The following is a 26,282-nucleotide window of genomic DNA, read 5'->3' as shown; positions in this document are numbered from 1 at the left end:
ATCATCGGCCCGTCGGTGCTCCCGCCACCCGGCGCTCGCCGTTGTTGCGCTCCTGCCAGCGGCGGTAGACGTCGACCGCGTCGGCGCGGGATTCGTGGCGCATCGGCAGGCGGCGTTGATCCCACGGCTTGGCGAACTCGTCGTAGAAGGTGCCGAGCTCGAAGTACTTCCGGTCGTCGACGTAGTGCGGAGCGTAGGCCTCGCGGGTGGTGAGAAAGACGATTTCGTCGGGGGAGCAGTAGTACAGCGCGCCCAGGCACATCGGACAGGGCAGAGCGAGGATGTAGATCGTGGTACCGGTCAGATGTTCGGTGCCGAGGGTGGTGCAGGCCCGGCGGATCGCGAGGATTTCCGCGTGGGCGGTCGGGTCGGCGGTCTGGGCGACCAGGTTGGGGCTTTCGGCGAGAATTTCCCCGTCCTTCACGATGACCGTCGCGAACGGCCGGCCGCCCTCCTCGACGTTGCGGCGGGCCAGATCGATGGTGCGTTGTGCGAAATCCATTGCACTCCTTGCTGAGTCGATTTCGGAGCGTTGGTTGCTCAGAAGGGTTCGGTAGGCAGGTACTTGCCGTCCAGCGTGATCACGGCGCGTTCGCCGCCCTGCGGATCGGGCACCTTGCGCACGTCGAGCTTGAAGTTGATGGCGCTGATGATGCCGTCGCCGAACTGCTCGTGGACCAGCGCCTTGAGCGTGGTGCCGTACACCTGCAGCATTTCGTAGAAGCGGTAGATCGTCGGATCCGTCGGCACACCACCCGGAATCGACCCGCGGGTCGGGATGGTCTGCAGCAGCGCCGCCGCGTCGTCGCCCAGGCCGAGCAGCTCGGCCACGGCTTCCGCGGACTGTTTCGGCAGCGGATGCTGGCCGAGGATCGCCGCGGTCACGAAGGCCGTCGAATAGCCGGCGGTGTCGGCGATCTGCTGCCAGGTGAGATCTTTGGCGATCTTCGCCTCGACCGCCGTGACTGCCAGCGCCTGGCGGGCGGCCGGATCGAATTGCGCGTGCACCATAGTGATTTCCTTTCTTTCGACCGCCGGATCTGCCGGCGGCACAGGGGTTTCAGGCGGCGATGGTTCGGTCGTCACCGGCTGGATCGATCACCGTGACGGCGCCCGTGCCGATATCGAAGACCCAGCCCTCGACGGTGACGGCGCCGGTCGACAACGCTCGCGCCACCGCCGGGTGAGTGGCCAGATTCGCTTGCTGGGCAACGACATTCGCGCGAATCAGGGCCGCGGTCGTTTGCGAGCCCGGGCGGGCCGCCGCGGCATCGGCATGCCGCAGCCAGGCGGCGACGGTCGGCATCGCGCTGAGATCGTGGCGTTCGGCCAGCGCCGTCATCGCCCCGCAGCCCGAGTGCCCGCACACCACGATGCGTTCGACGCCCAGCACCGCGACGGCGTACTCGATACTGGCCGCCACGCCGTCGGCGCCCGGCCCGTAGGCGGGAACGAGATTGCCCGCGGTGCGAATCACGAACAGCTCACCGGGTTCACTGCTGGTGATCAGTTCGGGGACGACGCGTGCGTCCGAACAGCCGATGAACAGCGTGGCGGGCGTGTGAGTCGTCGTGAGCCGGGCGAACAACTGCGCCTTGGTGGGGAAGACGGCGTCGCGGAAGTGCGTGACGCCGGTGGTGAGGTCATGCATGGAGCGCTCCGTTCGGAGTGGCTGGGGGACTGAGACCAGCCTGCATGACCAGTGGCTATAGGGTCCAATACTTGTATCGGATGGTGACTATAGGTTGGGTCAATAGTCCTGCGCCGTCGTGTGGATCGCCCGGGTGAACGCGCGGGCGGCGGCGGAATGGTAGGCGGTGTGGCGGCGCAGTAATTCCACGGTGCGGATCGGCAGGGCCGGGTCCAGGGCGATGGGGTGCAGATCGGCATGTGCCCGCGTGATCGCGTCGGGCAGGACCGTGGCGAGCGAGCCGCGCCGGACGAATTCCAGCAGGGCGCTGATCGAATTCGCCTCCACCGCGATATCCGGAGCGACGCCGCACTCGTCGAAATATCGGTCGATGTGCAGCCGCGTCGCGAAGTCCGGGCTCAACAACCCGAGCGGCACGCCGGCGAGTTCCCCGGCCGAAAGCGGTTGCGCGGCAGCGGCGACCGGATGGTCCGAGCCGACGACCAGGCCGAGTTTCTCGGTGAACAGCGCGGTGTGCTCGACCCCCGCGGCGTGCGCGCCGGCGAAGGCGATCCCGAGATCGAGCCGATCGGCGAGCAGATCCGCCTCGATCGCATCCTGGGTCGTCTCGCGGAGGGTGAGGCTGATCCCCGGATGTTCGGAACGGAACCGGTGGACCAGCGGGCCGATCAGATAGGCGGTGAAGGTCGGCGTCGTCGCCACCCGCAGATGGCCGCGTGACAGGTCCTGGACGTCGTGCACCGCGCGTTCGCCGGCCTCCAGATCGCGCAGTGCGAGCCGGGCGTAGCGCGCGTACGCCTGCCCGGCATCGGTCAGCCGGACCGTGCGGCCGGAGCGGTCGAGTAGTACCACGCCGAGGACCCGTTCGAGCTGCTTGATCTGCTGCGACAGCGTCGGCTGCGAGATGTGCAGGGATTGCGCGGCGCGGGTGAAGTTGCCGTGGTCGGCGACGGCCAGCAGATACCGGATGTGGCGCAGCTCCATCAACCGACTATAGGTCGCACCAATGATGCTGATGGAGAAAGTGCCTTGGACGCTATCGCTGCTGTTCGGCGTCGGGGAGTAGGCGCTGGTCCCGTTCGGCGTTATGCCGAAACTGTCGGCCCGGCAACGTCGTTCACGTCACTGCCCACTCCACCCAGTGGCGATCCGCGGTGAACACCACCGACGTCGAGTGGTGGTAGTTCCGGGCGTTGAGCTGGGCGTCGATATCGGCGCGGATGGCGTCGAAGGATTCGACGGTGCGTTCCGGAGTCCGGGGACCGAGGACGAAGGCGAGTTCCAAATCGAGGCGGCTGCCGACGGTGGAGGCGCGAACGAAGGATTCGGCGAAGCCGTGGGTGGTGCGGACGCGGTCGCACAGTCGCTCGACGTCGGTGACCATCGAGCGCGGGGCGGCCATGGTGAGAATTTCGCGAAAAGCGGAGCGGAACAACCGGATCGGGATCCAGAGATAAGCCAGGGACACGATGATCACGAGCGTGGGGTCGACGTAGCGGGCGATGTCGTCGCGACCGGCTGACTCCAATGCCACCGCCGCGCCGAATCCGGCCAGGGTGACCAGGCTGAAGGCCGCATCGCCGCCCCATTCGGCGGCCTCGGCCCGCACCAGTCCCGGACCGGAGCGTGCGGCCCGCCACAGCACCAGCGCCACCAGCACACTGAGCAGTGACGCGGTGATCGCGTACGCCAGCGCGGAGACCGCCGACACGGCCCGGCCGCCGTGCAGGATCTCGCGCACCGCGTTCACCGATCCGTAGACACACAGCCCGCCCAGCGCGGTCGAGCGCACCACGATGACGACCGGCTCCCAGGTCTCGCGCCCCCACGGATACGACGCGTCGGCCCCCTTCGCGACGGTCCGCTGCGCCGCCACCGACACCGCCGAAAGCGCAATGCCCACAAGCGAATACAGTCCGTCGAACACGATCATCTGCGATCCCGCGGCCAGCCCCCACGCCAGCGAGACCACCACGAACACCACCGAGGCCCACATCGAGAACACGAGCGCGCGCATGCGCTCACGCTACGACCCGGCCGTCGCCGACGGACCGATTCCGCCCGTGAACCGGTGGGTGTCGCGGCCCGCGTTCGTTCGCCGAGGGCCGTGTTGACCGAGTGTTGTTAGCCGCCTAATGTTTGTCGATAGGCGGCTAACGATTAGGGGTAGGAATGATACTGGTGACCGGCGCGACCGGACATATCGGCCGAGAGCTCGTGGCGCGACTCGACAGCGCGGGTGCGGCGATGCGGCTGTTCGTGCGCGATCCGGCTCGCGCCGCCGATCTTCCGGCCTCCGCCGAACGTGTGGCCGGCGACCTGGCGGATCCGGCGGCGTTGCGAGCGGCGTGCGAGGGGATCGACTCGCTGTTCCTGCTCGTTCCGGGGCTGGCGGTGGAGCCCGCGCGGCATGCGGTGGCGGCGGCGCGGCGAGCGGGGGTGCGACATCTGGTCCTGGTCTCGTCGTACAACGTGCTGGGCGATCCGATGCCGGCCATGGGGCGCTGGCACCACGAACGCGAGGAAATCGTCGGTGCCTCGGGTATTTCCGCGACGATCCTGCGTCCCGGCGGATTCATGACCAATGCCCTCGAGTGGGCGCCGGATATCCGTGCCGGCCGGCCCGTGTTCGATCCGACCGGCCCCGGCCGCTACGCGCCGATCGACCCCGCCGATATCGCGGCGGTGGCGGCGATCGCACTCACCGAGCCGGGGCACGACACCACCTACTGTCTTACCGGCGAGCAGACCTTCACCATCGGCGAGCAGGTCGAGGTGCTGGCCCGCGCGATCGGCCGGCCGATCCCGGTCCATACCGCCACGACGGCCGAGGAGGCCGTCCGGTCCCGCTATCCCCAGGGCGCGCCTCCCGCGCTCGCGGCAGCGATTCTGGAGGGATTCACGGTGATGCGCGCCGACACCGTCGGCCTGCGGACCGATACGGTGCGGCGGCTGCTCGGCCGCGCACCACGCACCTTCGCCGAATGGTGCGAGCGTCACCGCGACCAATTCCGCTGATACGCAAATATTCTCGCCGCGACGGACTTGCGAGCGCTATGACTGCGAGTTCGTTCGCGACCCGGCGGCGATCGGGCGCAGCCGCCCCCGCATCTCATTCGTGAGGACTGCCGCGGCATCGCGCAACGCTTCGATGAACGCCCGCGTCGCCGCCGAGGTCGCGGCGTTGCGCGCCGAGTTGTGGACGACGCGGGTGGGGCGCACCGCCGCCGGGTGATCGATCCGGAGCAACGCGATATTCGCGGGTACCACCGGCACCGCGATACCGGGCACGACGGTGATGCCCGAACCCGCCGCGACCAGACCCCATTTCGCGACCCAATCCCGCGCGACGAAGGCGATATCGGGTTCGTGCCGCGAATCGCGCCACGCGCCGAGCAGGGTGCTGCCGTGCTCGGTGCTGCCCGCGATCCAGCGCTCGCCGCGAAATTCCGCCGGCGCCGCACTGGTCCGCCCGGCCAGCCGGTGGCTCGGCGCGACCGCGACCAGCAGCGGATCGTCGAGCAGCAATTCCCCCTCCACATCGTCGGGAAGCGTGCCGGTTTCGGTGACGACGGCCAGGTCCAGCCGGCCGCGCGCCACCGCGGTGAGTAGCCGAGGACTGGTGCCCTCTCGCAGCGGCACCCGCGCCGACGTCGCCGCCACCGCTCTCGGCACCAGCGCCGCCATCGCGGTCGAGAACGCGCCGACACGCACGGTCGCGGGCGGGCCCGCGGTCAGGCGATCCAGTTGCTCGCGGGTGCTGTCGAGTTCGGCCAGGACCGCTTCCGCCTGCCGGACCACGATCTGCCCGGCCGCGGTCGGCGCGGCGCCGCGCGCGTGCCGCTCGAACAGGGGATGCCCCGCCGCCTGCTCCATCAGCGAAATCTGCCGGGAGACCGCGGATTGGGTGTAGCCCAGCCGGTCCGCCGCGCCCGAGAACGAGCCGCAGCGGGCGGCTTCGCGGACGACACGCAAGCCGAGAACGGTGAACTCACCCATGCGAAATACTGATACCAGAGATGCAAGATCGTCGCTTGTCGCATAGGTTGGCCGCGTTTAGCGTCGGCTGAGTGAGTGTGAACGAGAACAGAGCGCTGCTGCGGAACATCTTCGACCGGATGGCCGCCGGCGAGACCCGGGCGCTGAGCGATGCGATGGCTCCGGAGTTTCGCTGGACCTTTCCCGGGCACTGGTCGTGGTCGGGCAGTTGGGAACCGAAAACGACTGCGGTACAGGATCTTCTGCGCCCCTTGATGGCGCAGTTCACCGATTACCGAATCAGCGCCGACGCCGTTCACGCCGACGGTGATCGGGTGATCGTGCAGGCCCACAGTGCGGCCACGACGATCCGCGGCGAGGCCTACGACCAGTACTACTGCTTCGTATTCCGGGTCGAAGCCGGGCAGTTGCTCGAGGTGACCGAATACTGTGACACCGCACTGGTGGAGCGAGTTCTCGAACCGCTGCGGTGAGTACGGGACATCCCCCGAGAAGCCGGGCGACTCGGGGCCGTGACCACCATCGGCTGTTCAGGATCCGATCAACGCGTATATCGACGCCGGTGATCCCGACCCACCCTCGGTGACGAATCCGCCCACGACGACGGTGAAGTCCCGATCCGGCAGATCCGCCAGGTGGGCGAGGATTTCGAGGCTGAGGCGGTGTTCGCGGTACAACAGCTTCGATACCTGGTAGCTGTCGTCGGTGCCGATATCGGGGCTGAAGGCGTCGGTACCGAGGGCGCCGCGACGGCCGAGTACGCCGTGCTCGAGCAGCCAGTGCACCGCCGCCACCGAAAAACCGGGGTGATGTATGCGGCCCTGCGCATCCGCCGACGCGAAAGCGTCGGTGCCCCAGTATCTTTCCCAGCCGGTGCGCAGGAGGACAGCGGCCTCGGCGGGGAAGGGGCCGTGCCGTTGCTGCCATTCGAGCAGATCGTCGACCGTCACCGCGTAATCGCGATCGCGTTCGGCCCGCGCGCTGATATCGATCCGGACGCCGGGCAGGACGAAATCCCCGGGATCGAGCCGATCGGCCGTCGCCGCACCGGCGGTGAAGTGGGCCGGTGCGCCCCAATGGGTTCCGGTGTGTTCGCCGACGGTGACCGCCTGCAGGTGGAAGCCGTGGTCGTCGAGGGTGGCGATGGTGTCGATCCGCGGCGCGGGATCGCCGGGGAACACCGATACGACCTCGGCGGACAGTGGATGCGACAGGTTCCGCACGTCCGAATACGCCATCGGTTCGCCTCCCGGTGTGGCACTGCCCTGTCCTACGCCGCCCGCACGAGATCCCACAGTAGGCGGTTCCGCGCCGACGAGCGCCGGCGCGGAACCGGCCGAACTATCGCAGGTATACCGGAACCGAGATGTGCCCGTTGGAGATGAAACTGCCCAGCGGCTTCAGCTCGGACGGATCGACCGCGAGCCGCAGATCCGGGAAGCGTTCGAAGAGCGCCGGCAGCGCGATCGCGGCCTCCATCCGTGCCAGGGGAGCACCCAGGCAGTGGTGCGCACCGTGGCCGAAGGCGAGGTGCTCCTTGTTCGCCCGATGGACGTCGAACTCGGCGGTGGTCTCGCCGTGCACCTTCGGATCGCGGCACGCCGCACCGTAGGAGGCGAGAATCGCCTCACCCTTCGGAATCCGGATCTCGCCGACCTCGATGTCCTCGACGGCATAGCGCAGCGGCAGATGCGCGACCGGCGCCTGGTAGCGCAGCGTCTCCTCCACCAGTTCCGCCCACGGCACCCGGCCCTCGACCACATCGGCGCGCTGCTCCGGGTGGGTGAGCAGTGCCACGATGGCCTGATCGATCAGGTTGAGCGTGGTCTCGTGGCCGGCGTTGATCACCAGCATCAGGGTGTCGACGAGTTCGGTCTCCGAGAGCTGGGCGCCGTCTTCGTTGCGGGTCGCGATCAGCACACTGGTGATGTCGTCGCCCGGGTTCTCCCGGCGGAACGCCACCAATTCACCGATCAGCCGGCCCATTTCGATGAAGTTCGCCTGCGCCTGCTCCGGTGTGAACGAGGTGTCGAAGAAGCCGTCGACACAGGCGTGGATGGCCGAGTCCAGATGATCGGGCACCCCCAGCAGTTCGCTGATCACCCGGATCGGCACCGGATAGGCGTAGTTCGGGCGCAGGTCCACGACCTCCCCGGGCGCGGTCGCGCTCAACCGCTCGAGCAGATCCGCCACGATCGCCTCGATCCGCGGGCGCATCGCGGTGGTGCGGCGGTGCGTGAACGCCGGCGCGACAAGTTTGCGCAGTCGCCGATGCTCGGTGCCGTAGGCGGTGAACATGTTCTGCGCCGCCACCCACGGTTGCAGCGGCCACGACTCGTTGATGTCACCGTTGATATAGGCCGACCAGTGCCGGCGGGGATCCTTGGACACGCGCGGATCCGACAGCAGATTCTTCAACACGACCGCATCGGTCACCGACCAGGCCGGCACCCCGCCCGGCAACTCCACCAGCGCCACGGGACCGCGCTCCCGGATGCGCTCGTTCTCGGCGTGGATATCGGCGCCGGTCAGATCGAGCACCAGTGGTTCCTGCTTCATCGGAAGCTCCTTACAGCAAATTCAACGGAGGAGATGCGGGGAAGGTGACCGGCAGCGCTGCCATCGCACGGTGGAACGGGCCGGGGCGCCAGGTGATTTCGCTCGGCTCGATCGCAAGGCGCATCTCCGGCAGCGCGTCGAGCAGCTGGTCGATCGCGTCCTGCACCACCAGGTAAGCCACCGAACGGGCCGGGCAGGCGTGCGGTCCGGCGCTCCAGGCCAGATGCGAGCGGTTGCCGGTGCGGTCGCCGCCGGCGATGACCGGATCGTTGTTGCACGCGGACAGGCTGATGACGACCGGCTGATGCGCGGGCAGCCAGGCGTTGTCGATCAGGATGGGCTGGCGCGGATAGCTGATCGAGAAGTTCGCCATCGGCGGATCCTTGAACAACACCTCGTCCAGCGCGTCGCGGGTGGAGAGGCTGCCGCCGAGCATGCCGCCGCCGAACCGGTCGTCGGTGATCATCAGCAGCAGGGTGTTGGCGATCAGGTTCTGCTGGGGCTCGATGCCGGCGCCGTAGAAGCTGATCAGGTTGTAGAGCATCTCCTCGTCGCTGAGGTTGGCCGGGTGGTGGGCCAGCCGCGAGGTGACGTCGTCGCCGGGTTCGGCGCGGCGCAGGTGGATCAGCTCCATCAGCGCCTGGCTCAGATGTTCCATACCCCAGGCCGCGTTCACGGTGTCGAACAGCGCCGCCATACCGGTGGCCACGCGCTGACCCAGCTCGGCCGAACATCCCACCATGCGATTCAGTGATTCGAAGACCAGCGGGAAGGCATACTGCGACACCAGATCCGCCGATCCGGCCTCACAGAAGCTGTTGATCAGCGGGATCGCGATCTTCTCCACCGTGCTGTGCAGCGCGTGCAGGTCGATGCCGTCGACGGCCGCCGTATAGGCCTGCCGGTAGCGCAGGTGGACGTTGCCCGCGTTGCGCAGCGCGTTCGGATACCACTGCATCATCGGCCGCACCGGGCAGTCCTCGGGAATCGTGTCCTGCCACGCCCGCGGGTCGGCGGGGAAGTGCTCGGGATCGTTGAGGATCCGCAACGCGGTGTGGTAGCCGATCACCAGCGTGGCCGGGACGCCGGGGGACAGCTCGATCGGGACCAGCGAACCGTAGCGCCGGCGCATCTCCCGATACTTGGCGTGCGGATCGGCGGCGAATTCCGGTGTGTCCAGCAGGATCCGGGGGCCGTCGGTGTCGACCGGGGAACCCATGTGCTGGACCGGGCAGCTGGCGGGACCGCCCGCGCCGGGCAGTGCGGACAGTGCAGAACGTGGTGTGGTCAAAAGATGTGACTCCAGAGAATGAACTGTCGAGCGCGACGAAGAATTCCGCTGTCGGTATGGTCCTACCTGTCGGTATGGTCCTACAGCGTCACCCCACATCTGTTGTAGGACAAGAGGCTTGGTTAGCCGCCCGGCCGGACATCCGTAACCGGACTGTCGACCAGGGTAGCAGGAACGTGCCGAACTCTCTGTCCGTCTTCCACTCTCGGTTCGCCGGGGCGGACCGGGCCGGTGAACCACGGTGAAACACCTTGTGAGCGGGCATATTCACACCGGTTCCATCGAACTGTCGGTGCGATGTGCTTGCATACCAGCATGACGAGCACCGATCTGCTGGTAGACGCCTTCGGGCGGATCAAGGAGAACGTGCACGGCGCGGTCGCCGGGCTCACCCAGGAGGAACTGGCCGCGCGGCTGGATCCGGGGGCCAATTCCATCGCCTGGCTGATCTGGCATCTGACCCGCGTGCAGGACGACCATGTCGCCGACGTGGCCGGCACCGAACAGGTGTGGACGGCGGCCGGCTGGGCTCGCCGCTTCGATCTGCCCTTCGACGAATCCGCGACCGGATACGGCGATGGTCCGGACGCGGTGGCGGCCCTCGACGGTGTCCCGGCCGAGTCGCTGCTGGGCTATCACGACGCCGTCCACGACCGCACCGTCGAGTACGTCCGCACCCTCACCGACGCCGACCTGCCGCGGATCGTCGACACCCGCTGGGATCCGCCGGTGACCCTCGGCGTGCGGCTGATCAGCGTGGTCGACGACGATATCCAGCATTCCGGGCAGGCGGCGTTCATCCGCGGGGTGCTGCTGCGCCGTCGCTAGCGCCGGTGCAGGGTCACCGGAATCGCGGAGGGTGAGAGGACGAAGTCGCGGTTCGAGGCCCGCACGACGTAGGCCGGATCCGGCTCGGGTCGCCACCGGGCCAGCAGCGCCGCCGAGGCGAGCGTGATCTCCAGCAGCGCGAAATGATCGCCCAGGCAGCGCCGGCGACCGACGCCGAAGGACAGGTTCGCCTGCTTGTCGATCTCGCCGGTGCGGTCCGGCGACCAGCGGTCGGGATCGAAGGCCTCGGGATTCGGGAAGTGGCGCGGGTCGTGCTGGACCAGATACGGGCTGAACATGATGGCGGTGCCGTCGGGAATGGTGAGCCCACCGACGGTCACCGGCCCCGACGCGTTGCCGGCGCTGATCCACGGCCCCCAGAATCGAAGAGTCTCCGAGACAACCTGTTTCAGGTAGGTGAGCTCGGCGATATGCTCCGCGCGCACCGGGCCGGCGCCCACCACCTCGTCGAGCTCGGCTCGTATCCGCTCGGCGATATCGGGGCGCCGCATCACCTCGTGCCACAGCCAGCCGGTGAGCGAGGCCATCGACCCCACCCCACCGGCCAGCATCAGGATGGCCTCGTCGATGATGTGCTCGTCCGACAGTCGCGCGCCGGTCTCGGGATCGGTATGGCGGATCAACGCCGACACCACGTCGTTGAAATCCTCGTCGCGGCGGCGGTACTCGGCGATCGCGGCGCCGATCGCGGCACGCAGATGGTGTGCCTTGCGTTGCCAGCGTCGATTCGCGATCACCCGGAGGCGGCGGATCTGCGGCGGCAGCGCGGTGCGCAGAATGACCTGGCTCAGCAGCCACGGCACGTTGTCGCGAATCCGGCGGCGGGCCGTCTCGCTGAATTCGGCGGTGAACAGCGTCGAGGACACCGTGTCGAGGATCAGTCCGTGCGCCTCGTCCATCAGGTCGACCCGGCCACCGGCGGGCAGTGCGGCCGACCAGGTATCGGCCAATCCGGCCGCGGTGACCGTATATTCGGCGAGCCGGCTCTGCCGCAGCGCGGGCGCGATCATGCGCCGGCGCAGTTTGTGTTCGGCGCCGCGCAGCACGTTCACCGAACCGCCCGCCACATCGGCGATCGCTTCCCGCAGGTCGTCGCGATTCAGTTCCGCGTCGCCGAGGCCGACCTCGCGTACGAGCTCCGGAGTGGTGAGCACATAGCCGGTTTTGCGGCCGAACCGGATGCGCACGATCGGGCCGAGGTCGGCGAGCGAGGTCACGAAACCCGGTGCGTCGCGCAGCGCGCGCAGGCTGTGGCCGATCAACGGCAGGGCGCCGGGCGCGGTGGGGACATCGGAGAGTCGTCGCGGCACCGGCGGCTGCGCGGCGGGCTCGGTATCGGCCCGTGCCTGCCGGTAGACCTCGACGATCGCGTCGATGCGGCCGGACTGTCGCACCGAATCCCGATGCCCGGCCATCTCGGCACGCATCGCGAGCAGTTCGGCGCGATCTGTCGCCAGCCGGGCGATCACATCCGCCAGGGCCGCGGGGGAGGCGTCGTCGGCGCGCAGGCCGCCGCCCGCCGGGATGGATTCGGCCAGGTCCGGATCGCAGTACAGCACGGGCAGCCCGGTGGCGATCGCCTCCAGCAGCACCATGCCTTGGGTGTCGAAACCCCACGACGGAAACAGCAGGGCGTCCGCGGCGGCCATGGCGTCGAGGCATTGCTTCTGAGAAACCCTGCCGTGCAAAGTGATTCGGTCCGCGAGGCCGTGTTCGGCGACAACCGCGGCGGCGCGATCGAACAGTTCGCCCTCGCCGTACACGTCGAGGGTGCAGTCCGGGAGGCGGCGCACCGCGTCGATCGATTCGAGCAGTCGCTTCTCCGCGGAGAGCCGGCCGCACCAGATCAACCGCAGCGGGCCGTCGGCGTCGCGCTCGACCGGGCGCCGGTTGTCGACCAGTGCGTCGTCGACGCCGTTGGACACGACCCGGATCGGCCGGGTGAGGCCGTGGTCGAGCAGCAGATCGGCGAAATGGCGGGTCGGTGCGATGACCCGGTCGGCGGCCTGCCCCTGACTCACGATGGTGTGCCACGCATGGCGGGCGGCCCGGCTTTGCGCGCGACGCGGCATCCGTGTGGGGTGGGTGACGAAGCGGCCGTGCAGGATTCGCAGCGCCAGCGCCGAGAGGTAGGGCGCCGGTGCGGTGTGCTCGATGAAGGCGTCGTCGCGGCTCTGCGCGGTGTGCACGAGCGGAATCCGGTGCCGCCGTGCGGCTTTCATTCCCGAGATCGCGACCCCGTAGGTGGTGTGGGTGTGGACCAGATCGACCGGGCCGCGGGCGGCGAAGGCGGCATCGATCAGTGCGGCGTTGCGTGCGGTGGGCAGCACCATCGGGAAGCCGTTCACCACCGCGCCCGCCAGCGGAGCCAGTTCGATCACCCCGTCGTCGGCTTCGGTAGCCGGGGACGGGGTGCCCGACAGCGGCGCCACGAACAGTGTCACCCGGTGCCCGGCGCGTTCGAGGCCGCGGCGCAGTGCCGCCACCGCGGTCTGCACCCCGCCCAGCGTCGCCGGGTGATAGTCCATGAACATGGCGATGTGCACGCCCGGCACGTTACCCACGCGCCCGGTGGTTCGATATCCCATAGTGTCCCCATCGGGTTTCTCGGCCGAAAGTGTTGCGCTCTCGGGAAAAGGGGAGATAACTCGACATGAGAATCGCCATTCCGCTGACCGGCACCCGCGGCGACGTGCAACCTGTGCTGGCCCTGGGGCTGGAATTGCGGCGCCGCGGCCACGACGTGGTGCTGGGCGCGCCGCCGAATCTGGTCGACTTCGCCACCGCGGCCGGGCTCGCCGCGCGCGCCTGCGGGCCCGATGTGCAGCAGCTCTACAGCTCGGAGGCAGGGCAGCGCGCCCTCGCCGCGGGCAATACGCTGCGGCTGATGCAGCTGGTCGCCCGGCAGATGGCCGACTATGCCGATCGGATGAACCGCGAGGTGGTCGAGGTGTGCGCGGGCGCCGACCTGATCGTGGCCAGCACCGTCACCGAGGACCGCGCCTGCTCGGTCGCCGAGGCGATGGATGTGCCGCTGGTGAGCCTGCACTACTACCCGGTCCGGGCGAACGGGGCCTACCCCTTTCCGGGTGCGCTGCCGGCGAGCTGGGCGCCGCCCGCTCCGGTGAATCGCGCGACGTGGGCGGTGGCGGAGAACCTGCGGCGCATCGTGTTCATGCGCTATCTGAACGATCTGCGCGGCATGCTCGGGCTGCCGAAATCGCGGGCGAGTATCGCGGCGGTGCTGGCGCGGCGGCGGGTCCCCGAGGTGCAGATCTACGATCCGGCGCTGGTGCCCGGGCTGCCCGCGCAGTGGGACGGCCGGCGCCCGTTCACCGGCTTCCTGACGCTGGATCAGCAGACCCGGCACGCGGTGGGCGAACTCGGCAACGACCACACCGACATCCTGTCCTGGGTGCGGGCAGGGGAGGCGCCGGTGTTCTTCGGATTCGGCAGTATGCCGATCAGCGATCCCGCCGCCGTCCTGGCCATGGTCGGTGAGGTGTCGCGGCGACTCGGGGTGCGAGCATTGGTGAGCGCGGGCTGGAGTGGTATGGAAACCGCTCGAACCCAGGATGATTCGAAGATGAAAGTGGTCGGCCCGTTCGCCTACGACCTCGTGTTCCCGCACTGCGCGGCCGCGGTGCATCACGGCGGGATAGGCACGTTGTTCGAAAGTCTGCGGGCCGGTCTGCCGACGCTGGTGTGTTCGGTGTCGTTCGAACAGCCGATGTGGGGCGGGCAGGTGGATCGGCTCGGGCTCGGCGCACACCTGCGTTTCACCGAACTCACCACCGAACGACTCGTTCGCGGCGTGACCACGCTGCTGGAACCCGAACGTCGTGCCCGCGCACGGCAATTCGCGGCTACTCTGCGCACCGAGGGCGCCGCCGCCCATGCCGCCGATATCGTCGAGGCGGCAGCGCGGTGAGGATGATCGCCGCGGATTCGGCGGTGATGTTCCGCCGGTGCGCCCGGCACACCCTCCGCAGTCCGGACACGCTGATCATCTCGCTGCTCATGCCGATCCTGGTGATGCTGCTGTTCACCTACGTCTTCGGCGGCGCGATCGACGTCGGTGGTTCCTACCTCGACTACGTCGTGCCCGGAATCATGTTGTTGTGCACGGGATTCGGTGCGTCGATCACCGCGACCGCGGTCTCGGCGGATATGACCCGGGGCAGTATCGACCGATTCCGGACACTGCCGATGTTCCGGCAGGCGATCCTGGCCGGACACGTCGGGGAGGGGGTGGCGCGCAATCTCGCCGCCATCGCGATCGCGGTGACCGTGGCCGTCCTACTCGGCTATCGCCCGCGGGCGGACGTACTCGGCTGGCTGGGGGCGCTGGCCATGATCGTGCTGTTCGTGGTGGCGATCTGCTGGATCGCGGTCGCGCTCGGGCTGGTGGCGAAGAATCCCGAGGCGGCCGGCGGGATGACCTACGCGATCATGTTCATCCCCTATATCAGCAGCGCGTTCGTGCAGACCTCCACCATGCCCGCCTGGCTGCGCGGCTTCGCCGCCTACCAGCCCGCCACTCCCGTGGTGGACACCGTGCGCGGTCTGCTGAATTCGAGCGGAACCGGCGCAAGCGCGGCACTGGCCCTGGTCTGGTGTGCGGGGCTCGGGGTGCTCGGTTTCGGCGCGGCGAGCGCGGTGTTCGATCGGCTCTCCCGGCGATAGCGGACCACGACGTCTCACCGCCGCGGCGGCGCGGTCAGATCGAGCTGGGCACCCGCGGTGGCGTCCAGGGTCGCCATGCACATCCGTAACACTTCGTCACGCGAAATGCGCTGATGGGCAAGCCATTCGACGGCGACCTCGCGAATGAACGCGATCCATCCGCTCAGCGCCGCGGCCGCCACCTCTCGGGTGTGCCCCGTGGCGCCGCACGCGTCGAGGACGCGCTCGCACAGGGCATTCAGGTCCTCGACCACCGGTCCGCGCACCGCCGGATCGGTGGCCAGCGCGGTGCGGTTGGCGATGAGAACCAGCGGAACGTGGGCGCGGTAGAAATCCAGATGCGCCACCAGGCTCCGGTAGACGGCGGTGCGAACCGGCTCCTCGGGGTCGATGCGCAGTTCGGCGAGCAGTCGATCGTGAGCGCGTTTCCAGATGGCCGCGAAGAACTCGCCCTTGGTGGGGAAGTAGTGGTACATCAGGGCGCGGGAGGCGCCGGCGTGGGCGGCGATGTCCTCCATCGCGACCTCGTCGAACGAGCGTTCGCCGAACAATCGCGCGCCCACATCCATCAATTCGTCGCGGCGCTGCTCCGGGGTGAGGCGGCGTCGGCTCGGCATCTGCTCATCGTAGGCGTGCGGTGGTTGACGTGAGCCGTGGCAGCGGCCTACCGTGGAGCTTATTCAACAACCGTCTAATAGGGGTCGGCATGCGACGAATGCTGCAGATCTGGCTACTGGTGTTCGGGCTGGCGTGTGCGGGAATTGCGGTGGCGCATCTGATATTCGGTACCGCCAGCGTCATCGGCGGGGGACCGGTGAACGCCACCATCGATTCCGATATGCGCTTCTACGCGGTCGTATTCGGCGCTTACGGACTGGCCGTGGCGTGGTGTGCGCGCGATGTGGAGCACCGAGGGCCGGCGATCAACGCGCTCGGCGCCGTCTTCTTCGCCGGCGGAATCGCCCGGCTGCTGGCATGGGCGGTGAGCGGGGAGCCCAATTGGTTCTACGTGCTCATGACGCCGGTGGAACTGCTGATTCCGGTCCTGAACTACTTCCTGGTGCGGGCGGTGTGCGTCGACCGTGCGCCCCGCGACGGCAGTGCATCCGGCGTCGGCATCCTCGGCAAAGCGCCCGCGCTGCGGCAGGGACGGATCGGATAGCGTGCGGCGGCTCGCGCGGCTCAGTGCGTGCTGCGATTGTCGCCCGCGAGACGGCCTCGCCTGATCAACGCCCGTTTCGCGCCCGGCGCGATCGGCGGCAGCGGTGCTTCCGAATCCGGTTCCGGCTCAGCGGGATTGGGCCGGACGAACAGGGTCACCGTGGCGGCCGGACTGAATCCACTGCGGGTCATCAGGGTGGCCGAGGCGGTATTGCTCTGCTCCACGTCGGTCACGATGCGGCGCGCTCCGCGCGCGAACAACGCCTCCGAACAGATATCCACCAGTCGCCGCGCCAGCCCGCGCCCCTGCATATCCGGCGCCACCGCGACCCACTCCAGATATCCCCAGTCGTCCCGCAATTCGAATTCCATGGACCCGAGCACGAATCCCACCACCCGATCCGAATCCAATGCCACCCAGCAGGCGTTGTCCGCCGAATCCAAGTGTTCGGCCACCGACGTCAACGACCACGAGGTGTAGGGCTTGACGCTGGTGTCGAACACCTCGTGACCCAGATCCAGCACCTGCCGCAAATGCCCCAGCCCCATGGGCACGATCACCGCATCGCCATCCATTCGCCCAGTTTGCCAGAGGTGTGCCGACCGTCGGACGTTGTGGATTCGGCCGGTGGGGCGCGTCGCGCCGCGCATGCGTGACGCGCCCCGCGTCGGCGGGCATGGACCCGCCGACGTTCCTGCGATCAGCCGTTGGGCTGATTCGGAGCGCCGTCCATCGGCGGCGCCATCCCGGGTCCGCCGCCCTGTCCGGGAGCCGCGTCTCCCGGTCCGGGACCGTTCTGCCCCGGATCGCCGCCCTGCGCCATCCCGCCGAAGCGGCCGGACCGTCCGGTGCGACCACCCATCTGCCCGGATTCGGTGCCGCTCGTGATTGCAGTCGCGGTCGCGGTCCCGTTCGCCTCCGTGCCCTGAATGCGCACGGTGTCACCGACTTTCACCGCCGAATGCTGGGTGCTGCCCGACATCGTGTAGGTCTGGGTGAAGTTGTCGGCGCTCTTGGCAGTGATCGAGGTGTCCGATACCGCGGTCACCGTGCCCGTCTGGGTGATCTCGGTGGTGTAGCCGCCGTTGCCGTCGCTGATCACGAACTGGCCGTGCAGGCTCTGGCCGGTCATGCCCATACCGCCCGGGCCCGCGGTGTTGTGCCCGCCGCCCCAGCTGGTCCCGGGCCCGCCCGGACCACCGTGCGCACTGCCACCGGAATGTGTGGCCGCGTAGACGACGCCGCCCCCGGCCGCCGCGATCACCGCGGCGATACCGACCGCGGCCAGCGACTTCTTCGTCGACCAGGTGGCGGCCGGCCGGGTCTGCGGCGCGCCCCAGGTGTGTTCCGGCTCGGCCGGAGGCTGTGGGGTGGGCTCGGTCATCGCGTACTCCTTGTCGTCGAATGCGATCGCGGGCCGTCGATGCCGCGATCGCGTTGCTCGGTCAACCCTGCGGTGCGAAGCTGGGTCTGCGCTGTGGACTCGTTCGGTACCCGCTGTGGTGAGCGCCGCAACCGCCGCACTCACAGCCGACCCCCAGACACGGCACAGCGGACACCTAGCCGCCGTTCCCAGACTGGGATCATGACCACCACGAACACCCCGGCCGAGCGCGTCGTGATGCGTCGCGCGGACGGCAGCCCCGTGACCGTCCTCGTCGTCGACGACGAACCGGTGCTCGCGGAAATGGTGTCGATGGCGTTGCGCTACGAAGGCTGGCAGGTCGTCACCGCCGCCGATGGCCGCACCGCGGTCACCGCGGCCCGCGGGAACCGCCCCGACGTGGTGGTTCTCGACGTGATGCTGCCGGATATGACCGGGCTCGAGGTGCTCGCGAAGCTGCGCCGCGATCTGCCGTATCTGCCGGTGCTGCTGCTGACCGCGAAGGATTCGGTCGAGGATCGCATCGCCGGGCTCACCGCCGGCGGCGACGACTACGTCACCAAACCGTTCAGCATCGAGGAGGTCGTCCTGCGTCTGCGCGCACTGCTGCGCCGCACCGGCATCACCACCGTCGACAACGACGCTCAGATCGTCGTGGGTGATCTGATGCTCGACGAGGACAGCCACGAGGTGACGCGCGCGGGCGAGCCCATCACGCTGACGTCCACGGAGTTCGAACTGCTGCGCTATTTCATGCGCAATCCCCGCCGAGTGCTGAGCAAGGCGCAGATTCTGGATCGGGTCTGGAGCTACGACTTCGGCGGACGCTCCAACATCGTCGAGCTCTATGTCTCCTATCTGCGCAAGAAGATCGACAGTGGTCGCGAACCGATGATCCACACCCTGCGCGGCGCCGGATATGTCCTCAAACCCGCCGGCTGAGGCCCCGGCGAGCGAGCCGCGGTCTCGCCGTTGGTGGTCGGCGCGCGGTTGGTCGCTGCGTGCGCGACTGCTGGTCGGACAGTTGCTGTTGCTGGTGGTCGTGGTCGTAGGTATCGGCGCCGCAACGGAATTCGCGCTGCAGCAGTTTCTCGTGCATCAGCTCGACGCCGAGTTGGTCGATGTGCAGAAGCGTTCCCTCGGCGAGGCCGGCGGTGGGCCGAGTCTCGGGCCGCCACCCGGCGATCCGGACCACGGCTATCGGCCGCCGCCGAACCACGGCGGTCCCGGGCCGGATTTCCTGGACCGGCGCGGCATTCAAGCCGATACCGTCGGCGCCAGTATCGACGGCACCGACATCACCGCCGCCAAGATCGATGCCGACGGGACCCAGACCAGTTTGTCCGCGGCCGCCCGGCAGCAGTTGGCCCGGGTGGCGTCGGACGGCGATCCGGTGACCGTCGACCTCGACGGGCAGGGCTCCTATCGCGTGGTCGCGAATTCGACCTGGTCGGGTGCCACGGTGGTGACCGGTATGCCGTTGACCGCGGTCCACGCCACGTTGATGCGGGTCCTGCTGATCCTGGTGGTGGTCACCGCGGTGGTGCTCGTCGTCGCGATCACCGTGGGCATCTGGGTGATCCGCCGCGCGCTGGCACCGCTGGACCGAGTGGCCGCTACGGCCTCCCGGGTGGCCGATCTGCAGCTCGATCGCGGCGAAGTGGCGTTACCGGTGCGGGTTCCGGCCGACGACGCCGATCCGCGTACCGAGGTCGGACAGCTCGGTTCCGCGGTCAACCGCATGCTCGATCACATCGACAGCGCGCTGTCGGCCCGCCATGCCAGTGAGACGCGGGTGCGGCAGTTCCTCGCCGACGCCAGTCACGAACTGCGCACCCCGCTGGCCGCGATTCGCGGCTATGCCGAACTGGCCCAACGGAAACGGGCCGAGGTGCCCGGCGACGTCGCCAACGCGATGAACCGAGTGGATTCGGAATCGCGGCGGATGACGGCGCTGGTCGAGGACATGCTGCTGCTGGCCCGGCTCGATTCCGGGCGCGGCCTCGAACACGAGCCTGTGGATCTGACCCGGTTGACCGTCGACGCCGTCAGCGACGCTCACATCGCGGGCCCGGACCATCGGTGGAATCTGGATCTGCCCGGCGAACCGGTTGTCGTCACCGGTGATGCGGCGCGACTGCACCAGGTGCTGGCCAATCTGCTCGCCAACGCGCGGGTGCATACGGGCCCCGGCACCACCGTCACGGTCTCGCTGGAACGCGACGGCGCCGGCGGCGCGATCTGGCAGGTCGCCGACAACGGTCCCGGTATTCCCGCCGCACTGCAGCCGGAAGTGTTCGAACGCTTCGCGCGCGGCGATTCCTCCCGCTCGCGGCGGGCCGGGAGCAGCGGTCTGGGACTGGCGATCGTCGCGGCGGTGGTGAAATCGCACGGCGGCGCGATCAGCCTCGACAGTGCACCCGGACATACCGTTTTCACCGTCCGGCTGCCGGAGGAGACCTCACAGCGGGCACACAGCGAAGCCCAAGGCAGCAACCACCTCGGTCGATGACGATCGACATATGACGACGACTGTGCTGGAAACGCCCCCCGCCGCGGTGACCGAACCGCCGCCGACGCGGACCGCGAGCCCGCGGTGGCGGCAGCTGTCGCTGGTGGCGCTGCTGGCGGCCACCGCGCTGCTGTACGTGTGGGACCTGGGCGCCGGCGGCTGGGCCAACGAGTTCTACGCCGCCGCCGTACAGGCCGGATCGCAGAGCTGGAAGGCGACGCTGTTCGGATCCAGCGATGCCGCCAACGCGATCACCGTGGACAAGACGCCCGGCGCGCTGTGGGTCATGGATATCTCCGCGCGGATCTTCGGCTTCAACTCGTGGAGTCTGCTGGTGCCGCAGGCGCTCGAGGGCGTCGCCGCCGTCGCCGTGTTGTACGCCGCTGTGCGCCGGGTCGCCGGGCACTGGCCGGGAGTCCTCGCCGGTGCCGTTCTGGCGCTCACACCGGCCGCGGCGCTGATGTTCCGCTTCGACAATCCGGATGCCCTGCTCGTGCTGTTGCTGACCGCCGCCGCCTACTGCGTGCTGCGATCCGTCGAAAAGGACAGCGCCGCGTGGTGGTTGCCGCTGGCCGGGGTGGCCGTCGGATTCGGATTCCTGGCGAAGATGATGCAGGCGTTCATCGTGCTGCCGGTTTTCGCGGTGGTGTATCTGCTTGCGGCCCAAGTTACTTGGAAAACGAGGATTATCCGAGCGGTGGCGGCTGTGCTCGCGATGGTGGTGTCGGCGGGCTGGTATCTGGCCGTGGTCGCGCTCTGGCCCGCCTCCGCGCGGCCCTTCATCGGCGGCTCACAGCACAACAGCGTGCTCGAATTGACGTTGGGTTACAACGGTTTCGGGCGGCTCACCGGTGACGAGGTGGGCGGTCTGGGCAATATGAACTACGACGTCGGCTGGGCGCGGCTGTTCGGCTCCGAGATGGGTGGTCAGATCTCCTGGCTGATCCCGGCGGCGCTGATCCTCGGAGTAGCCGGTCTCTGGCTCACCCGTCGCGCGCCCCGCACCGATCCGGCACGGGCAGCGCTGGTGCTGTGGCTGGGCTGGCTGATACTCACCGGCGGGATCTTCAGCTTCGCGAGCGGCATCTTGCACCCCTACTACACGGTGGCGCTGGCCCCGGCCGTTGCGGGCAGTGTGGCGATCGGCGCCTGGCAGTTGTGGTTGCGGCGCAACGACCTTCGGGCCACGGCGGTGCTGTCGGGCACGCTGATGGTGACCACCGTTCTCGCCTGCCTCCTGCTCGCGCGCACCAGCGATTGGAATCCGTGGCTGCGGCCCGTCGTCGCGGTGGTGGGTGTGGGTGCCGCGGCACTCCTGCTGGTGGTCTCCCGATTGCCGCAGGCACTGGGTGCGGCGGTGGTGGCCGTGGCGCTGGCCGCCGGACTGGCCGGGCCGGCCGCCTACGCGTTGGCGACCGCGTCGACTCCGCACACCGGAGCGATTCCGTCCGCCGGCCCGTCCAGCGGGCCCTTCCCAGGCGGGATGCCGCCCGGTGGCGGTCCCGGCGCGTATGCCAGGGGCCCGATGGGCGGCCTCCTCGGAGGTATTTCCGTCGGCTCGAATCTGTCTGCGGCACTGAGCGACAACGCCGCCGCCTACGCCTGGGTAGCGGCCGCGGTCGGCTCCAACAGCGCCGCCGCCTACCAGCTCGCCACCGGCGACCCGGTCATGGCCGTCGGCGGTTTCAACGGCACCGACCCGTCACCGACCCTGTCGCAGTTCCGGGAGTACGTGGGCCGGCACGAGATCCACTACTTCATCGGCGGTGAAGGTATGGCGGGAATGCGCGGCGCCTCGAGCGGCGGCAGCCACGAGGCCTCCGACATCGCCCAGTGGGTAGCCGCGAACTTCACCGCCCGAACCATCGACGGAGTGACGGTCTACGACCTGACCGCGTGATCTCCGCGTGGCCGGCTGCGTCCCGTGTGGGCTGCAGCCGGCCACGGTTGTGCGTGTGCGTGCACCGAACGGTGCGACTACTTCGCCGGATCGAGTCGGTCGGCCCAGCGTCCGGTCAGGCGAAGAATTCGTCGAGGGTTGTGGCGGTGAGTACTCGCTCGGCCCATGTCTCGAGCTCTGCCGAGTCGCCGGCGTGGATGCGATCGACGACCTCATCCGGTAGTGGGCCGAATTTGAGGGCCAGCTGCCGCAGGAGGGTTTTCGCTTCGCCTTCGGCGCGGAGTTGTTCGGCTGTGGTGATCGCGATCTCCTTCGCCAGCGGGCCGAGTTGGTCGACTACGCGCCCCAAGTTCCGCGCGTTGGTCTCGGATACCTTACTAATGTACGTGAACAGGCTGAACAGGTCATTCGTCGCGTTCGGCGACTTTTCCACCGCGCGCAGCACCTCGATATGCGGCTGTAGATCCCGGTCCAGGTGCTCGTTCTTGTATGCCAGGCGGTGCAGGATCAGCATCATCAGTACCGCCGGCGCGAGGTCGCGGGCGTAGAGATCGCGGAGCTCGAGCCCGGCGAGGTCGTCGATGATGATCCGGAACCGTGGCACCAGGTCGCCGAGATGTTCCCGGACGGTGGGGTCTGCGCCGATGCGGTCCCATAGTTCGGTGGGGTAGTTCCAACGCCAGGTATTCGGGCCGGAGTTGACAACGACCGGAATCACCAGCGGGTAGTGATCGGATCCAGGATGGTCGTTCAGATGCTGAGTCCAAGTGCCGATCATGTACTCGAGAACCCGCAACGGCATGTGTTCATCGGGTGTGCTCTGGTGTTCGAGTAGGAGGTGGATGTACCCATCTCTGCCGGCGACCGTCGTCTTGAACAGGATGTCGCTGTCGCGGTTGCGCAGGTTCGGCAGCACGTATCTGCTGGGGCTAATTGCATTCCGTCCCAGTCGATCAGCGCGACAAGCCACTCGGGTAGGGCGGCCTTGAACTCTCCGGCAGCCGCAGCGGGGGTCGACATGATCTTGCGAAACAGCGAGTCGTGTGGATTATCCTGCTTCGCAGTCATATTCGGCAAAGTACCGGCAACTAATCAACACGCCCAACGCGGCGACCTTGGAACACACCGCGGTGGCGCAATCGCGCCATCCGAGGCGACGGCCGCTCGGCCTGTCCACCGTGAGGCAATCACCGGCGGACAGGATCGAACTGTCCATCGGGGGGTCGATCCAGCCGGGCTACGGGAAGAGCTCGCCGCTTTGGACTCATGCGACGTGGAAGGTGCCATGCGCGCTTGTGGGCTGTTCAAACAACTTCCGTAGCTCCGGCAGATTCGGCAGGGCCCGGATACGTGAGGGCTGGGACGTTGCGGAGACCGGCGCTGATTTCGAACGCCAGATCCGTGTAGCCGACGGCGAGTTCGGCGAGACGTTGCCAGAGGAAGTGGCAGTCCGGTTCGGGCACAGCACTTTTCAAAGCCCTGTGCGCGTCGCCGCGGTATTGCGCGATGCGGTCGATGACCATGCCGACCGACTCGGTGTGGAGGTAGGACGCACTGCGGGCCTGGGGGAGATGTGTGGTTACCCAGCGGTCGATCGAGCGGACGAGTTCGGCTCGGGAGCGCTCTGCGTCGCTGGGGTCCGCGGGTAATGCGATACTGCACGCGGAGTGGAGCTCTGCCAGTGCGCGGGCGGCGTGAAGCACGGGATGGTTCAGTCGAACCGTTCCGTTGCATGCCTCCAGCAGCTCGTCTATCGGTGGCAGTTTGACCATCACCGGGAGCCTCCAGTTGTGGATCGAGTTGGTCGGATGAAGAGTCGGGTGCTGAGCCGTGAAGGGCACTGAGAGCCGAAATAGGCTGGTGACGCGGCGAATTCCTTCGTCGTCTCAGCTGTCTTCGATAAGCAATAGGTAGGCCGCTTCGAGATGGACGATGCATTCGTCCGGACAGTGGGCCCCGTGGATCGTTCGTAGTTCGCGGGCGCGCGCGGTGGTCAAGCCGAGCAGATGGACCTGGCACATGAACTCGGCGAGCTTGCCGTCGGCATGGACGAATGCCCTCTGCTCCGAAGGGTCGGGAGTATTCACGGCGTTTCGCCCGGTGGCGGTCCCGTGGTCGAGAGACGATGTAAGGCACGGCACAGGCGATCGGGCAGCATAAGGGTTCCTTCGGAGGGCGGTCGCTCAGGTTTGCCGAGCAGATCTCGAATCGGAAGTGACGTAGCCGCAGTGTCTTTCGTCTGGCTATGCCTTGATGGCTAACGTTTTCCGGGTAGCCACAACGGCTTTCGCCGATGCCTGCCGGTGGAGTCGGGCGTACTCGGAGTCTCGGGGATCTCGTAGTCCACGCCGAGAAAGCCTGCGAGGTCGCGAATGCTCAGGCCGAGTAGCCGGGCGCCTTCGCCGATCTCCGTCCACTGTTGCTCGCCGGCCGCCGGACGCTGAAGAAGCATTTCGGCGACGATCGTGCCGATCACAGCCTCGTCCGTGGAGAGCCTTCGCCCCGGCAACCATCGCGCGGTCCACCACTGTTTGTCGCCGCAACTTCCGACGTACAACGCCGAGAGCGAATCTGTTGCTGCCGTACCTGAAATGAGCTGCATCGCATCATCACCCCTCGGTCGGATGCTTGAAGTCCTGATGATCAGTTGGCGGAGGCGGGAGATCTTCCGCTCGGAACGTGCGTGCTGTGGTCGAGGTCGTCGGCTTAGTGCTGTGATCGCCAACACGGCCGAGGCTAGATTGCCAAGACCCGTGCAGTCAAGCTGTCTGGGACACGTCTGAGTTAGACAGAATGACAGCTGTCATTCTAGCTGGGTGTTAGAGTGTCGCAGGCCGACAAGAGGAGAGGAGCAGCTGCGATGGCGCCGACGTCACCGGTGGTAGCTCGTTGGGAACTGTCGTACCGAACCCGCAAGCGGAAAGATGAGCTGGGTATAACCGGCCCGCAGATTGCGAAGGCCCTCGAGTTCTCGCCTACCTACTGGCCGAAGGTCGAGCGTGACCAGCGGATCCTGAAGGAAGACAAGCTGATTGAGTTGCTGCAATTCCTCGGGTTCAGTGAAGACGAGCAGGCGGATCTGGTGGAGGCCCGCCGACTGGCGGGGCAACGTGGCTGGTGGTCGGAGTATGAGGGGCTGTTCAGTGAGCAGCAGCTGCGTCTGTTCGGGATGGAATACGGTGCCGAGGAGATCAGCACCGTCGAGAGCGTCCTGATTCCGGGACTACTGCAGACGGAGGAGTATGCCCGTTCACTGATCACCGGTGACACGGCGTTCATCCGGCAGATCGAGGTGCAGCAGCGGGTTGAGGCCCGGCTGAAGCGACAGGAACGCCTTACCGGCGAGGACCCGCTTCGGCTGAATGTGGTCGTGAGCGAGGCGGCTCTGCGTCAGCAAACCGGCGGCCCGGAAGTCTTGGGCAATCAGCTGCGGCATCTGGTCTCGATGATCGAGCAGCATCACGAGACGATCGACTTCCGTGTGCTGCCGTTCACGAGCACCGTCGGAGCCATCCGTGGCTGCTCGACCTTCCACATACTCGACTTCGCTCGGCCGCTGCTGCCTACGCTCGGTTGGAGCGAAGTACCGGCTCACGATGAACTCGTTGAAGATCAACAACGCATACGAAATATGACCATCGTGTTCGGGCACCTGCAGAAGGAATCGCTCAGTCGAGAGGACTCTCTGGAGCTCGTCAGCAAGCTCGCAAAGATCGGCACGTGAGTAGGATCGTCCGCATGAATGCCAGCACCGCCGCAAGTCTCCAGTGGTTCAAGGCGACGCGATCCAGCTCGTCATCGAGCTGTGTGGAAGTCGCCCAGGCAGGTGCGATTTGGCTTATCCGCGACAGCAAGTACCTGCGCGATCCTCGCAACGACGCGACCGCGCAGCCGATCATCGCGGTCTCCGCCGGCAAGTGGCGCGTATTCCTCGACGCGGTTCTCGACCGCAGTGCGGCCGGCGGTGACGGGCTTCCGTCGATCGGCTACCGCAAGGACGGATGGGTGTCCATCGTTGCGGGCTCGATCGCGCTCACCTACACGCCGTCCGAGTGGGATGCGTTCTGCGACGGAGTCCGGAAGCACGAGTTCGATCGGTTTCCGTCTGCGGCCTGAGCGGGCGGTTGCCGGAGGGAATGCGAGTTCGCTCCTGCCCCTCAGTGTCTCGACGCCGCTTCGGGCCGCGGATTCCTCTGGGCGCGAAAGGCATGTGATAGCCCGTTGTGCCGCAGAACAGGGTGAAACCGACCCCGCCGACATCGAAAAGTCCACCGACCAGCTCGGACCAC

28 protein-coding genes and 1 pseudogene are annotated in these 26,282 nt (G+C 67.7%); 11 read left to right on the top strand and 18 right to left on the bottom strand.

The genetic code is table 11. The features are described 5' to 3' along the window. Window position 1: 1 nt before the first annotated feature. The 5 genes from IG65_RS0128200 to IG65_RS0128180 form a co-directional block, all read right to left on the bottom strand. Window positions 2-502, bottom strand: a complete 501-nt coding sequence (locus tag IG65_RS0128200; RefSeq protein ID WP_030517983.1) for a nucleoside deaminase — start codon at window positions 500-502, stop codon at window positions 2-4. Window positions 503-540: 38 nt separating this feature from the next. Next, entirely contained in the window at window positions 541-1,011 is a 471-nt protein-coding gene (cynS, locus tag IG65_RS0128195) for a cyanase (RefSeq protein ID WP_030517982.1), read from the bottom strand. 49 nt (window positions 1,012-1,060) lie between these two features. Further along, the gene (locus IG65_RS0128190) at window positions 1,061-1,651 is read right to left on the bottom strand and encodes a carbonic anhydrase (protein ID WP_030517981.1); all 591 of its coding nucleotides are present in this window, start codon (window positions 1,649-1,651) and stop codon (window positions 1,061-1,063) included. Window positions 1,652-1,750: 99 nt separating this feature from the next. Then, complete coding sequence (gene cynR / locus IG65_RS0128185) at window positions 1,751-2,635, bottom strand: transcriptional regulator CynR (protein WP_030517980.1); 885 nt, start codon at window positions 2,633-2,635, stop codon at window positions 1,751-1,753. Window positions 2,636-2,768: 133 nt separating this feature from the next. Next, window positions 2,769-3,668: a cation diffusion facilitator family transporter gene (locus tag IG65_RS0128180; RefSeq protein WP_030517979.1), complete on the bottom strand. Its 900-nt coding sequence runs from the start codon at window positions 3,666-3,668 to the stop codon at window positions 2,769-2,771. 155 nt (window positions 3,669-3,823) lie between these two features. Here IG65_RS0128180 and IG65_RS0128175 point away from each other — a divergent pair, with 155 nt between their 5' ends. Continuing rightward, complete coding sequence (locus IG65_RS0128175; protein ID WP_030517978.1) at window positions 3,824-4,669, top strand: NAD(P)H-binding protein; 846 nt, start codon at window positions 3,824-3,826, stop codon at window positions 4,667-4,669. A 36-nt stretch (window positions 4,670-4,705) separates the two neighbouring features. On the opposite strand, the gene IG65_RS0128170 is transcribed toward IG65_RS0128175, so the two are convergent. After that, the gene (locus tag IG65_RS0128170) at window positions 4,706-5,650 is read right to left on the bottom strand and encodes a LysR family transcriptional regulator (protein ID WP_051757034.1); all 945 of its coding nucleotides are present in this window, start codon (window positions 5,648-5,650) and stop codon (window positions 4,706-4,708) included. Between the two features lie 71 nt (window positions 5,651-5,721). Between IG65_RS0128170 and IG65_RS0128165 the strand changes: the two genes are divergently transcribed. Then, window positions 5,722-6,123, top strand: a complete 402-nt coding sequence (locus IG65_RS0128165; RefSeq protein WP_030517976.1) for a nuclear transport factor 2 family protein — start codon at window positions 5,722-5,724, stop codon at window positions 6,121-6,123. Between the two features lie 57 nt (window positions 6,124-6,180). Here the strand turns inward: IG65_RS0128165 and IG65_RS0128160 are convergent, their stop codons facing one another. The 3 genes from IG65_RS0128160 to IG65_RS0128150 all read right to left on the bottom strand — a co-directional run bounded on the left by IG65_RS0128160 (window position 6,181) and on the right by IG65_RS0128150 (window position 9,428). After that, window positions 6,181-6,888, bottom strand: a complete 708-nt coding sequence (locus tag IG65_RS0128160) for a cyclase family protein (protein WP_156055818.1) — start codon at window positions 6,886-6,888, stop codon at window positions 6,181-6,183. Window positions 6,889-6,991: 103 nt separating this feature from the next. Beyond that, a complete protein-coding gene (locus tag IG65_RS0128155) occupies window positions 6,992-8,209 on the bottom strand; it encodes a cytochrome P450 (RefSeq protein WP_030517974.1) in 1,218 nt (405 codons plus the stop codon). Between the two features lie 10 nt (window positions 8,210-8,219). Beyond that, window positions 8,220-9,428 (bottom strand): cytochrome P450, encoded by a 1,209-nt coding sequence (locus IG65_RS0128150; RefSeq protein WP_051757032.1) that lies wholly within the window; start codon window positions 9,426-9,428, stop codon window positions 8,220-8,222. A gap of 387 nt (window positions 9,429-9,815) precedes the next feature. Between IG65_RS0128150 and IG65_RS0128145 the strand changes: the two genes are divergently transcribed. Continuing rightward, window positions 9,816-10,328, top strand: coding sequence for a DUF664 domain-containing protein (locus tag IG65_RS0128145; protein WP_030517972.1), 513 nt, complete (start codon window positions 9,816-9,818; stop codon window positions 10,326-10,328). On the opposite strand, the gene IG65_RS36545 is transcribed toward IG65_RS0128145, so the two are convergent. After that, window positions 10,325-12,937, bottom strand: coding sequence for a cytochrome P450 (locus IG65_RS36545; protein WP_231509479.1), 2,613 nt, complete (start codon window positions 12,935-12,937; stop codon window positions 10,325-10,327). The two genes, IG65_RS0128145 and IG65_RS36545, sit on opposite strands and share 4 nt — an antisense overlap. Window positions 12,938-13,002: 65 nt before the next feature. On the opposite strand from IG65_RS36545, the gene IG65_RS0128135 reads away from it, so the two are divergent. Both IG65_RS0128135 and IG65_RS0128130 read left to right on the top strand, forming a co-directional pair. Beyond that, a complete protein-coding gene (locus IG65_RS0128135) occupies window positions 13,003-14,280 on the top strand; it encodes a glycosyltransferase (protein ID WP_030517970.1) in 1,278 nt (425 codons plus the stop codon). A 2-nt stretch (window positions 14,281-14,282) separates the two neighbouring features. After that, the gene (locus IG65_RS0128130; protein WP_030517969.1) at window positions 14,283-15,035 is read left to right on the top strand and encodes an ABC transporter permease; all 753 of its coding nucleotides are present in this window, start codon (window positions 14,283-14,285) and stop codon (window positions 15,033-15,035) included. Window positions 15,036-15,049: 14 nt separating this feature from the next. On the opposite strand, the gene IG65_RS0128125 is transcribed toward IG65_RS0128130, so the two are convergent. Continuing rightward, a complete protein-coding gene (locus IG65_RS0128125) occupies window positions 15,050-15,652 on the bottom strand; it encodes a TetR/AcrR family transcriptional regulator (protein WP_030517968.1) in 603 nt (200 codons plus the stop codon). An 89-nt stretch (window positions 15,653-15,741) separates the two neighbouring features. On the opposite strand from IG65_RS0128125, the gene IG65_RS0128120 reads away from it, so the two are divergent. Then, entirely contained in the window at window positions 15,742-16,197 is a 456-nt protein-coding gene (locus tag IG65_RS0128120) for a DUF4345 domain-containing protein (protein ID WP_051757030.1), read from the top strand. A gap of 20 nt (window positions 16,198-16,217) precedes the next feature. Here IG65_RS0128120 and IG65_RS0128115 read toward each other — a convergent pair whose 3' ends face one another. Together IG65_RS0128115 and IG65_RS0128110 are read right to left on the bottom strand one after the other, a co-directional pair. Then, the gene (locus IG65_RS0128115) at window positions 16,218-16,772 is read right to left on the bottom strand and encodes a GNAT family N-acetyltransferase (protein WP_036525923.1); all 555 of its coding nucleotides are present in this window, start codon (window positions 16,770-16,772) and stop codon (window positions 16,218-16,220) included. 125 nt (window positions 16,773-16,897) lie between these two features. Then, window positions 16,898-17,581 (bottom strand): hypothetical protein, encoded by a 684-nt coding sequence (locus IG65_RS0128110; protein ID WP_051757028.1) that lies wholly within the window; start codon window positions 17,579-17,581, stop codon window positions 16,898-16,900. 237 nt (window positions 17,582-17,818) lie between these two features. On the opposite strand from IG65_RS0128110, the gene IG65_RS0128100 reads away from it, so the two are divergent. Genes IG65_RS0128100 through IG65_RS0128090 form a run of 3 tightly spaced genes read left to right on the top strand, consistent with a single transcriptional unit; the run spans window position 17,819 to window position 21,993 of the window. Further along, window positions 17,819-18,523 carry a response regulator transcription factor gene (locus tag IG65_RS0128100; protein ID WP_156055820.1) on the top strand — a complete coding sequence of 235 codons (705 nt, stop codon included), beginning with the start codon at window positions 17,819-17,821 and terminating at the stop codon, window positions 18,521-18,523. Continuing rightward, window positions 18,501-20,093, top strand: coding sequence for a HAMP domain-containing sensor histidine kinase (locus IG65_RS0128095; protein WP_030517963.1), 1,593 nt, complete (start codon window positions 18,501-18,503; stop codon window positions 20,091-20,093). Before IG65_RS0128100 ends, IG65_RS0128095 begins: the two co-directional genes overlap by 23 nt. A 10-nt stretch (window positions 20,094-20,103) precedes the next feature. Then, window positions 20,104-21,993 carry a glycosyltransferase family 39 protein gene (locus IG65_RS0128090; RefSeq protein WP_030517962.1) on the top strand — a complete coding sequence of 630 codons (1,890 nt, stop codon included), beginning with the start codon at window positions 20,104-20,106 and terminating at the stop codon, window positions 21,991-21,993. A gap of 115 nt (window positions 21,994-22,108) precedes the next feature. Here IG65_RS0128090 and IG65_RS39375 read toward each other — a convergent pair whose 3' ends face one another. The 5 genes and pseudogenes from IG65_RS39375 to IG65_RS0128070 form a co-directional block, all read right to left on the bottom strand. After that, on the bottom strand, window positions 22,109-22,426 hold the full coding sequence (locus IG65_RS39375) for a DUF4351 domain-containing protein (RefSeq protein ID WP_231509481.1): 318 nt from the start codon (window positions 22,424-22,426) through the stop codon (window positions 22,109-22,111). A gap of 48 nt (window positions 22,427-22,474) precedes the next feature. Continuing rightward, a pseudogene (locus IG65_RS39370) lies at window positions 22,475-23,013 on the bottom strand (Rpn family recombination-promoting nuclease/putative transposase); the annotation flags it as partial. 284 nt (window positions 23,014-23,297) lie between these two features. Then, window positions 23,298-23,765, bottom strand: coding sequence for a DUF4254 domain-containing protein (locus tag IG65_RS0128080; protein ID WP_051757026.1), 468 nt, complete (start codon window positions 23,763-23,765; stop codon window positions 23,298-23,300). Window positions 23,766-23,879: 114 nt separating this feature from the next. Continuing rightward, window positions 23,880-24,080 carry a hypothetical protein gene (locus IG65_RS0128075; protein WP_030517959.1) on the bottom strand — a complete coding sequence of 67 codons (201 nt, stop codon included), beginning with the start codon at window positions 24,078-24,080 and terminating at the stop codon, window positions 23,880-23,882. 170 nt (window positions 24,081-24,250) lie between these two features. Beyond that, window positions 24,251-24,595, bottom strand: coding sequence for a hypothetical protein (locus IG65_RS0128070; protein WP_030517958.1), 345 nt, complete (start codon window positions 24,593-24,595; stop codon window positions 24,251-24,253). 258 nt (window positions 24,596-24,853) lie between these two features. Here IG65_RS0128070 and IG65_RS0128065 point away from each other — a divergent pair, with 258 nt between their 5' ends. Then, window positions 24,854-25,717, top strand: a complete 864-nt coding sequence (locus IG65_RS0128065) for a Scr1 family TA system antitoxin-like transcriptional regulator (protein ID WP_030517957.1) — start codon at window positions 24,854-24,856, stop codon at window positions 25,715-25,717. A gap of 14 nt (window positions 25,718-25,731) precedes the next feature. Continuing rightward, on the top strand, window positions 25,732-26,109 hold the full coding sequence (locus IG65_RS0128060; protein WP_030517956.1) for a DUF397 domain-containing protein: 378 nt from the start codon (window positions 25,732-25,734) through the stop codon (window positions 26,107-26,109). Window positions 26,110-26,282: the final 173 nt, after the last annotated feature.

Source organism: Nocardia sp. NRRL WC-3656, from assembly GCF_000720265.1.
In the GTDB taxonomy this organism is placed as follows: Bacteria; Actinomycetota; Actinomycetes; order Mycobacteriales; family Mycobacteriaceae; genus Nocardia; species Nocardia nova.
This window is presented reverse-complemented; position numbering and strand designations above follow the sequence as displayed.

Coding starts and splice junctions, on each gene's coding strand:
- IG65_RS0128100 (WP_156055820.1), top strand. CDS start 17,819: ATGCGTCGCGCGGACGGCAGCCCCGTGACCGTCCTCGTCGTCGACGAC.
- IG65_RS0128160 (WP_156055818.1), bottom strand. CDS start 6,888: ATGGCGTATTCGGACGTGCGGAACCTGTCGCATCCACTGTCCGCCGAG.
- cynS (WP_030517982.1), bottom strand. CDS start 1,011: ATGGTGCACGCGCAATTCGATCCGGCCGCCCGCCAGGCGCTGGCAGTC.
- IG65_RS0128110 (WP_051757028.1), bottom strand. CDS start 17,581: ATGACCGAGCCCACCCCACAGCCTCCGGCCGAGCCGGAACACACCTGG.
- IG65_RS0128145 (WP_030517972.1), top strand. CDS start 9,816: ATGACGAGCACCGATCTGCTGGTAGACGCCTTCGGGCGGATCAAGGAG.
- IG65_RS0128155 (WP_030517974.1), bottom strand. CDS start 8,209: ATGAAGCAGGAACCACTGGTGCTCGATCTGACCGGCGCCGATATCCAC.
- IG65_RS0128150 (WP_051757032.1), bottom strand. CDS start 9,428: ATGGGTTCCCCGGTCGACACCGACGGCCCCCGGATCCTGCTGGACACA.
- IG65_RS0128120 (WP_051757030.1), top strand. CDS start 15,742: ATGCGACGAATGCTGCAGATCTGGCTACTGGTGTTCGGGCTGGCGTGT.
- IG65_RS0128170 (WP_051757034.1), bottom strand. CDS start 5,650: ATGGGTGAGTTCACCGTTCTCGGCTTGCGTGTCGTCCGCGAAGCCGCC.
- IG65_RS0128080 (WP_051757026.1), bottom strand. CDS start 23,765: ATGGTCAAACTGCCACCGATAGACGAGCTGCTGGAGGCATGCAACGGA.
- IG65_RS0128070 (WP_030517958.1), bottom strand. CDS start 24,595: ATGCAGCTCATTTCAGGTACGGCAGCAACAGATTCGCTCTCGGCGTTG.
- IG65_RS0128200 (WP_030517983.1), bottom strand. CDS start 502: ATGGATTTCGCACAACGCACCATCGATCTGGCCCGCCGCAACGTCGAG.
- IG65_RS0128180 (WP_030517979.1), bottom strand. CDS start 3,668: ATGCGCGCGCTCGTGTTCTCGATGTGGGCCTCGGTGGTGTTCGTGGTG.
- IG65_RS36545 (WP_231509479.1), bottom strand. CDS start 12,937: ATGGGATATCGAACCACCGGGCGCGTGGGTAACGTGCCGGGCGTGCAC.
- IG65_RS0128090 (WP_030517962.1), top strand. CDS start 20,104: ATGACGACGACTGTGCTGGAAACGCCCCCCGCCGCGGTGACCGAACCG.
- IG65_RS0128095 (WP_030517963.1), top strand. CDS start 18,501: ATGTCCTCAAACCCGCCGGCTGAGGCCCCGGCGAGCGAGCCGCGGTCT.
- IG65_RS0128065 (WP_030517957.1), top strand. CDS start 24,854: ATGGCGCCGACGTCACCGGTGGTAGCTCGTTGGGAACTGTCGTACCGA.
- IG65_RS0128135 (WP_030517970.1), top strand. CDS start 13,003: ATGAGAATCGCCATTCCGCTGACCGGCACCCGCGGCGACGTGCAACCT.
- IG65_RS0128175 (WP_030517978.1), top strand. CDS start 3,824: ATGATACTGGTGACCGGCGCGACCGGACATATCGGCCGAGAGCTCGTG.
- IG65_RS0128190 (WP_030517981.1), bottom strand. CDS start 1,651: ATGCATGACCTCACCACCGGCGTCACGCACTTCCGCGACGCCGTCTTC.
- IG65_RS0128115 (WP_036525923.1), bottom strand. CDS start 16,772: ATGGATGGCGATGCGGTGATCGTGCCCATGGGGCTGGGGCATTTGCGG.
- IG65_RS0128130 (WP_030517969.1), top strand. CDS start 14,283: ATGATCGCCGCGGATTCGGCGGTGATGTTCCGCCGGTGCGCCCGGCAC.
- cynR (WP_030517980.1), bottom strand. CDS start 2,635: ATGGAGCTGCGCCACATCCGGTATCTGCTGGCCGTCGCCGACCACGGC.
- IG65_RS0128060 (WP_030517956.1), top strand. CDS start 25,732: ATGAATGCCAGCACCGCCGCAAGTCTCCAGTGGTTCAAGGCGACGCGA.
- IG65_RS0128125 (WP_030517968.1), bottom strand. CDS start 15,652: ATGCCGAGCCGACGCCGCCTCACCCCGGAGCAGCGCCGCGACGAATTG.